Here is a 7,785-nt window from a genome sequence, read left to right on the forward strand (position 1 = left end):
ACTCCGGCCAATTAGTCACCTTGTACTTGGCCGCCGCGAATTTGCCACGACGGCTGGCATTGAATTTGTGGGGCATACAAGGCAACCTTCGGTCTAACAGCACGCGGTTCCTCTACGAAATCGGCGACCCATGCAACAACGCTGGCCGGCACCAAAGTCTGGTCGCCCGAAATGGACGGCTCTCGCTGAAGCATTGCGAAAGAAGGCAATAACAGCGGTTAGCGCAAAGAAAATTCTGGAAAAGCTCAACGCATCTGATTCCGACGATCGATTGAACGGGCTGTTAGGTAGCTTAACCCCTAAGAAAGAAGCACAAGAAGCCCGACCGGCACCAGACGTTGTCATCAGGACCAGCAATTCCACAGTGAACATGACGATCAAAAGATCAGGAGAGAATGAAGCCTATGCGCGTTGGCTTGAGGAAAACCTTAGTCAATTTATTCAGGAATCCTACGAGCGTTTCAAAGAAAGCGCCGAGGAAAAAGCGAGTTAACAACTGTTAACTCTACATGAGGCAACGAGCAAAAGGAGGAAGCAAAAAGAAACCCCCGAAACCTAAGGCTCCGAGGGCTGAAAACCAACTAGTGGTTATAGATTTGACACCTAAACCCTAACAGCCCGCGAATCACGAGACAACAAAAAACGCCTCTGGGTGAACAGGTTTTCTTTGTCTGCTGACAAGAACTCATGAAAACACTACAAACATTGGCTCCAAACGGAGCAACCTTGTCGGCAACGGCAGGGCAGGGGGCTATTACGCCCAAGAAATGGATGCTACTTCGAGCCGTCGAAGAAGCCAGAGAACCGCTTGGCCTTAAATCCACGTCGCTCAACGTCCTGAGAGCAATGATATCCTTTATGAATGGAGATCAGATTTCTGCGGACCAAGACGAGCACCATATCTGCTTCGCGTCCAACGCTGCGATTGCCAAACGAACCCATGTCAGCGTTCAGACTGTCGAACGACATATCTCGGTGCTGGCTGAGCTTGGTCTTGTCCGCCGCGTAATGAGTGCTAACCGTAAACGTTGGGCACGCCGTGACCGACAGGGCAGGGTGGTCACCGCAACCGGGCTGTCCCTGATGCCACTGTCGGAACGGCACGCGGAATTCATTCAAGAAGCCCAGAAACACACCGACCGTGTTCTTGAGTTCACAGTGCTACGTGACAAGGTTTCAGCCGCTCTGGCGCGCCTTAAGGAACTCGTGGCAGACGACACCGCAATCACGGATTTGATGGCCACCGTGCGCAATGCTCTGCGTCGCAAACCAGATGCAAATGTACTAGGCGAACTTCTGGCGGAAATCTCTGTGGAAATCTCCCAAATAACACAGGCAGATACAGAAAATTTGAGGGCCAATGACCATGAAAATGAGGGGCACAAAGAGGACTCTTTGAATCCGATAGTTAAAAAAGAAAGACAATCTCAGTTTCAAGTTTCTCCAGATCAAATGGAGCGCAGCTTTCCACGTTTGTGCTCGGAACTTCGCTTTGCCCGGGATCAGGCACATTGTGACCGGCTTATGGACGATATCGCCGACTACCTACGATTTGATCAGACCTGGTATGCCATGAAATCGACATATGGCCCAGCTCTCCGTTTCATGGTGCTCGGATATATTTTTCAACGAGCTGAGAACATAAAGTCTCACCAAGCCTATTTGAACTCACTGATCTCGAAAATCGATCGGGGAGATATGCAACCAACCGCATTGTTAGCGCATAGTTCAAGAGTCCGCGGAAGTGCAGGCCATCCCCATGATATCACCTCACGCTCATGAGCTCAGAGCAACAGATGTAGTTCATGCCATCGGTCTATTGTGAATTGAATGCCAATGTATTACATTGTACTACAATACGGAAACAGGTGATTGCGATGAGTACCAGCCCATATTCAATCCGTCTCGATGAAGACCTGAGAAAGACCCTGGAACGCGAAGCTGCGATCGAAGATCGACCGCCTGCACAACTCGCCGTACGGGCAATTAGAATGATGTTAGAATCCAAAGCCGCTAAACGTGCAGCCATTGATGCGGCTGTTGAAAAAGCAGACCAAGGCAAGTTCATCTTGGCAGACGAAATGAATGCCTGGATAGACAGCTGGGATACCGAGAATGAACTTTCGGCTCCGGTAGCAAGCGGGCAATCCAATAGCCAATGAAGATTGTATTTCTCGAAGATACGGCCCGGGACATTCAGTGGTTCCGTTACTACTACACGTCAGTTTTTCCTGAAGGCAGCGAAAGGGCACGAGCTCAACTCAAAGCCATTCAACTCACTCTTGCAGCCAACCCTTATGCAGGTCACCCGAGTGACACACGCCGAGACATACGGGAGCTTTCAGTGCCGCGAACCCCATTCACGCTGATCTATCGTGTAATGCCCACCCAGATAGAAATTCTGCGCCTATGGGATACCCGGCAGGGCGCGGATTACTGAAACCAGGAGCCTAGGTGTTTGATCCCAGGGTTTGATGGTGCGATCCATTCGATGGAATGGAAGGATACCCTATGGGACAGATACGTCACGGCTGCGCCACGACCACGCACGCCGTCAGAGCAGCAATACAGCGATCGCAAGCTTCGACCGCGGAGCTGAGCCGAGAGCTTGGCATCAACCCAAAGACGGTTGCGAAGTGGCGGAAGCGGCAGACTGTTCAGGATCAGAAGACCGGTCCCAAAGAGCCTCGTTCAACCGTTCTTGGCGAAGAAGAGGAGGCCATGATCATTGCTTTCAGGCGGCACACGCTCCTGCCGCTGGATGACTGCCTTTATGCTCTACAGCCAACGGTCCCGCATCTGACGCGCTCTTCTTTGCATCGTTGCTTGCAACGGCACGGGATATCTCGATTGCTGGACGTCGCGGGTGACAAACCAAAGCGACAAAAGTTCAAGCGCTATCCAATCGGCTTCTTCCACATCGATATCGCAGAGGTCAGAACCGAAGAAGGAAAGCTCCATCTCTTTGTCGCCATTGATCGAACCAGCAAGTTCGCGGTGGCACAGTTGGTAGAGAAGGCCAATCGCAAAACGGCGTGGGAATTCCTCGAACACCTGCTCGAAGCGACTGTGTTGCATGGATATGGATTGAGGCGAATTTGCCCCTTACCTCATCACTTCAGACGACGCGCTCATACATCGCACGACCGAGACCAGTCATGCGGTTGAGCGCCTTTGATGCTATTTTCGCTTCGGCGGTTTGATTGTTAAAATCACGCGCTTGCAGGTGATCGCCGATACCCTGTTTCCATCTGCCGATCTGGGCTTCAACCCGTGATCGCTCGTTGTATCCCGTCTTCGTTTGCCAGTTCAATCTGCCATGCTGAGCGATGATATCGATGTGTTGATTGCGTTGTGCATTCTTGCCGTGAACCGCAGTTTTCGGCAGAGGAACAATGATCTCAACCCCGTGCCCGTACTTCTCGATCAGGCAGTCTGCCACCCCCTGGCCGCCATAGGCACCATCCGCCAGAAACCGGCTCACATCATCATCAATGTCAGCGAGCAATGCTGGCAGTGCCGTTTCATCGCCCACATGTTCAGTGGTCAACTCCGTCGCGGTGATTTCGCCCGTTACCGGATCGAGGGCGATGTGGAGCTTGCGCCATGTTCTGCGGGCCTTCTTGGTGCCGTGCTTCTCTTCATGCCAGTCGTTGCCGCCATGCATTTTTAGACCCGTACTATCCACAATAAGTGTGATTGGCTTACTTGTAGCTCGCCGGTTTAGGGCGATATTCAGCCCCCTAGCGCGACGCGACAAGGTTGAGTAATCCGGCACCACGAGGTCCAACCCCATCAGCTTGGCAATCGACCGCATGAAGCCTTGAGTTTGCCTGAGCGGGAGTCGAAACACGACCCGCAGAGTGAGGCAGATCTCGATTGCCAGATCTGAGTAACGCGACTGGCCACCGCGAGTCTTGCGGCGTGGCGATGTCCAATTCTGCACCACATCATCAGAAACCCAGATCGTCACGTCACCACGTTGTCGAAGGCTTTCGTTGTATTCCGAGCAGTTCGTGACCCGATACTTTGCTTTGGGGAATTTGTCGCGACGGGCATCATTGAATTTGTGGGGCATCCACGGCAACTCACGGAAAGGGAAGTACCAGAGCTAGCCCGGGAAAACGATCCGTGCAACACGGTCCAAGGTAGAGGTCTCGTTGGCCGTAATTGCCGATGTGCATCCGAAGTCGGCCAATAGCCCCTGTGATCGAAGCTGCACAACTTGCGAATGTTTGGAGTTGAATGCAAGAACCGGCAGAGAGAGGCGAGTCTCGCAGCTAACGCCGGCATTTTAAGTGGGCAGCGCTTCGGACGCATACTGATCGACGAATTGGCCGACTGGTGAAATCGGTTTGATGACATCTATCAAAACCCCGTTCGGATCGCGCGTGATAAAGTGCCGTTGGCCGAAGTCTTCGTCCGTCAATGTCTTGAGGATGGGCAAGCCTGCTGTCTGAACGCGTTGGAACTCAGCGTCAACATCCTCGACCTCGAAATTCAGGATTAAGCCACTGATCGTCCCATGCCCCTCGGTCGGAATGGTGTCGTGATCTCCTTTGAGGATCGCGATGTTAACCTTCGGATCTTCGCTTGATTGGAGATGGCAGTACCAATCTGCATCGAAGCTGACATTGAAGCGGAAATTGTCGACATAGAAAGCTTTCGTCGCTGTGACGTCGTTGGTTTGGATCACTGGATAGTACTGGGTGCATTTCATGTTGCTTCTCCCGATCATGATACATACAGTCTGTATGTAGTAAGTGTTATAAACATACAGGCTGTATGCATGCAACAAAAAAGTAAGCCGCGATCAAATCAGGCACGCACGGAAGCAACCCGGTCAGCGCTTTTGAGCGCTGCGAGAAAGCTGTTTTCCGACAAAGGCTATGCCGAAACCTCGACGCCTGAGATCGTTGAAGCGGCGAGGGTCACGCGCGGCGCGCTCTATCATCACTTCGAGGACAAGTTGGCGCTCTTTCGTTCAGTAGTTAGGGAAGAGTATATTGCAGTCGCGGGCGAGATCACGGCGTCGGCAAAGGCAAAACCGGATTCAGCGGTTGATGCCTTGCGGCAGGGCAGCCGCGGTTATCTACAGGCGATGTCGGACAAGGGCCGTGTTCGGATCATGCTACTTGATGGTCCAGCTGTCGTTGGGCAAGTGGAGCTCGACAAGATCGACCGGGAAACCTCGGCCGACACATTGCGGCTGGGCCTAGCAGAAGCGATGGAAACTCAGCAGATCAAACACCTTCCGATCAACGCCCTGACTGTCCAACTCTCGGCACTCTTTGACAGGGCCGCGCTTGCTGTTTCAGAAGGTGACGATCCCGAGGATCACCTCGAGATCCTGGACGCGTTTTTCGCGTCGCTGATCAATCATACATAGCCGGGAACTTCAAATTGCGAATTTTTGAATGGTAGGGTGTTAACGTGACAAAACCCTTTCCCGTAGCCCCTCATGTTGCTTCGGTCAGATTGCGTTGTCGACCCAACAAGGTTTCGTATATACACATTTACATGTCTGGTGACGCAACAAAACGAAAACTCACGACAATCGTGGCAGCGGATGTGGTGGAGTTTAGTCGCTTGATAGGGGCTGATGAGGAAGGAACGCTAGCTTCGCTTCGCGCGCACCGCGCTGAGTTGATCGATCCGAAAATTGCTCAACACGGAGGCCGTATCGCCAATACGGCGGGCGATAGCCTCTTGGTCGAGTTTCCGAGCGTCGTTGACGCAGTTCGCTGCATGTTGGAGATTCAATCTGGCATGGATGAGCGCAATGATGAAATTGTAGAGAACCAGCAAATACAATTCCGCGTAGGCATCAATGTTGGCGACGTGGTTGCCGAGGGTGAAGATCTGCTCGGCGACGGCGTCAACGTCGCGGCACGGCTGGAGGCTTTGTCTGAACGGGGCGGTGTCTGCCTCTCCCGCGCAGTCCGCGACCAGATACGCGACCGCATGGAGATTGAACTGGAGGACTTGGGCGAGGTAGAGGTAAAGAATATTGCTCGACCGGTTAGGGTATTCCGAGTGAAGTCAGGTGTTGGTGGTGAACCTGTAGTATCTGCGCCAACGGCGCCTGTGCGGCCATTGCCAAGTAAGCCATCCATCGCCGTTCTGCCGTTCAACAACATGAGTGGCGATCCAGAGCAAGAGTATTTCGCAGATGGAATGGTCGAGGACATCATTACGGCGCTTTCCCGGCTCGACCAGTTGTTCGTCATCGCACGCAACTCCAGCTTTACCTACAAGGGCCGATCCGTGGACGTAAGGCAGGTCTCCAAGGAACTTGGCGTTCGCTATCTGTTGGAAGGAAGTGTGCGCAAGGCGGGTGGTCGTATTCGCATCACCGGTCAGCTGATTGAGGGCGCTAGCGGTGCTCACCTGTGGGCGGACAACTTTGATGGCAGCGTCGAAGATGTGTTCGATCTGCAAGATCAAATCACTGAAAGTGTGGTTGGCGCGATAGGGCCGACGCTGCGTAAGGCCGAGATCGAACGGTCGCGAAGGATTCCGCCGGAAAACCTCGACGCGTATGACCTCTATCTTCGAGCTCTACCCCATGCCTATGCCATGCAACCAGACGAAAACAGCGAAGCCTTACGGCTATTACACGACGCCATCGAACATGACCCAAACTATGCACCCGCGCTCGCAAATGCCGCTTGGTGTTACGAACAGCGCCTGACGCGGGGGTGGGAAACGACCCAGGTCTCCGACGCGGCGACAAGCGTCGCATTGGCCCGTCGCGCGGTTGCCACCAACAGCGACGATGCCAATGCGCTGGCTACAGCCGGTTTCGTCCTGTTGGTGGTTGACCGAGACTATGACGTAGGTCTGACCACGATCGATCGCGCCCTCTCCATAAACCCGAATACGGCGCCGATTTCGATGTTTGCGGGTTGGGCCAACACCTTCGCCGGTAGGCCGGACATCGCCCTGACTTGCTTCCAGCGCGCACTTCGACTGAGCCCCACCGATCCCGGCAGTTATTTCGCTCTTACCGGCACTGCGATGGCGCTGCTGCTGTCCGACCAACCTGAACAGGCATCGGAAATGGCGGGCAAGTCAATGGCTCTTAACCCGGGCTGGGACACTACCCAGCTCGTTTTGGCTGCGGCATCGAGCCAGCTCGGTCGCCCGTTGGAAGGCGTTGCCGCGGTTGAGAGGTTGTTGGAGATCGCCCCTGGAGCGACGGTCTCGCTATACGAAGAGCTCTTGCGATTCAAATGCAGAAGAAATCTCGACGTGATACTCGACGGCCTGCGTGCGGGCGGTATGCCCGAATAAGCTAAACCATCTGCTAGTTTTGGGCAGACCCAAGGCGATTTCCTCTTATGGCCCAAAGCAACAATACGAGACATGTCGCAAATCAACCATCTTCGATAGTCCTGTGTGGGTGGCGCCTGCATTGCAAGTGTTTTCTGCGTTGATGGCGGCGGTCCGTCAGTACCGTCGTGTGTTCGGCCTGTTGACGCAGCCAGTGTTGTCGACTGCTGGCCTCCCTTTCGGGACATTGCTACGCAATGCCCTGCCGGGCAGTGGATGAGTTCCGCAAGCGAGGTTCCTATCGGGAATACGACCTCTGAGGGCCGCGACTTTCGTCGGAGTGTCCTGGCTTTTGGTTGACTTACAGCCGCATCATCACATCAAACGTCTTGCATTTCTGGCAGGTCGATCCGATCAGGCGGCCGGCTGCCGATATTCCTGTTGTTTCGTCAGTATCGCCCAGATGATCCGGGCGCTCTTGTTGGCCATCGCGACCGTCGCCAACCGAAA

Annotated in this window: 8 protein-coding genes and 1 pseudogene; 7 read left to right on the forward strand and 2 right to left on the reverse strand. The window is 53.8% G+C overall.

Features of this window, described 5'->3' with window-relative positions:
* Positions 1-130 precede the first annotated feature (130 nt).
* From AB1E33_RS29465 to AB1E33_RS29485, 5 genes and pseudogenes are all read left to right on the forward strand, one after another.
* Positions 131-493 (forward strand): hypothetical protein, encoded by a 363-nt coding sequence (locus tag AB1E33_RS29465; protein WP_372580790.1) that lies wholly within the window; start codon positions 131-133, stop codon positions 491-493.
* Positions 494-687: 194 nt separating this feature from the next.
* The gene (locus AB1E33_RS29470) at positions 688-1,782 is read left to right on the forward strand and encodes a helix-turn-helix domain-containing protein (protein ID WP_372580791.1); all 1,095 of its coding nucleotides are present in this window, start codon (positions 688-690) and stop codon (positions 1,780-1,782) included.
* Between the two features lie 95 nt (positions 1,783-1,877).
* On the forward strand, positions 1,878-2,162 hold the full coding sequence (locus AB1E33_RS29475) for a CopG family ribbon-helix-helix protein (RefSeq protein WP_372580792.1): 285 nt from the start codon (positions 1,878-1,880) through the stop codon (positions 2,160-2,162).
* A complete protein-coding gene (locus AB1E33_RS29480) occupies positions 2,159-2,440 on the forward strand; it encodes a type II toxin-antitoxin system RelE/ParE family toxin (RefSeq protein ID WP_170424991.1) in 282 nt (93 codons plus the stop codon). The genes AB1E33_RS29475 and AB1E33_RS29480 overlap by 4 nt, the downstream gene beginning before the upstream one ends.
* 71 nt (positions 2,441-2,511) lie before the next feature.
* Positions 2,512-3,066 (forward strand): annotated as a pseudogene (locus AB1E33_RS29485) (transposase family protein); the annotation flags it as partial.
* Positions 3,067-3,118: 52 nt separating this feature from the next.
* On the opposite strand, the gene AB1E33_RS29490 reads toward AB1E33_RS29485, so the two are convergent.
* Together AB1E33_RS29490 and AB1E33_RS29495 are read right to left on the reverse strand one after the other, a co-directional pair.
* Positions 3,119-4,078, reverse strand: a complete 960-nt coding sequence (locus tag AB1E33_RS29490; RefSeq protein ID WP_372580793.1) for an IS5 family transposase — start codon at positions 4,076-4,078, stop codon at positions 3,119-3,121.
* A 216-nt stretch (positions 4,079-4,294) separates the two neighbouring features.
* Positions 4,295-4,720, reverse strand: coding sequence for a VOC family protein (locus AB1E33_RS29495; protein WP_372580794.1), 426 nt, complete (start codon positions 4,718-4,720; stop codon positions 4,295-4,297).
* Between the two features lie 132 nt (positions 4,721-4,852).
* Between AB1E33_RS29495 and AB1E33_RS29500 the strand changes: the two genes are divergently transcribed.
* Positions 4,853-5,389, forward strand: coding sequence for a TetR/AcrR family transcriptional regulator (locus AB1E33_RS29500; RefSeq protein ID WP_372580795.1), 537 nt, complete (start codon positions 4,853-4,855; stop codon positions 5,387-5,389).
* 131 nt (positions 5,390-5,520) lie between these two features.
* Entirely contained in the window at positions 5,521-7,296 is a 1,776-nt protein-coding gene (locus AB1E33_RS29505; protein WP_372580796.1) for an adenylate/guanylate cyclase domain-containing protein, read from the forward strand.
* Positions 7,297-7,785 lie beyond the last annotated feature (489 nt).

Origin of the sequence: Ruegeria hyattellae, from assembly GCF_041537925.1 — a bacterium.
GTDB lineage: Bacteria > Pseudomonadota > Alphaproteobacteria > Rhodobacterales > Rhodobacteraceae > Ruegeria_C.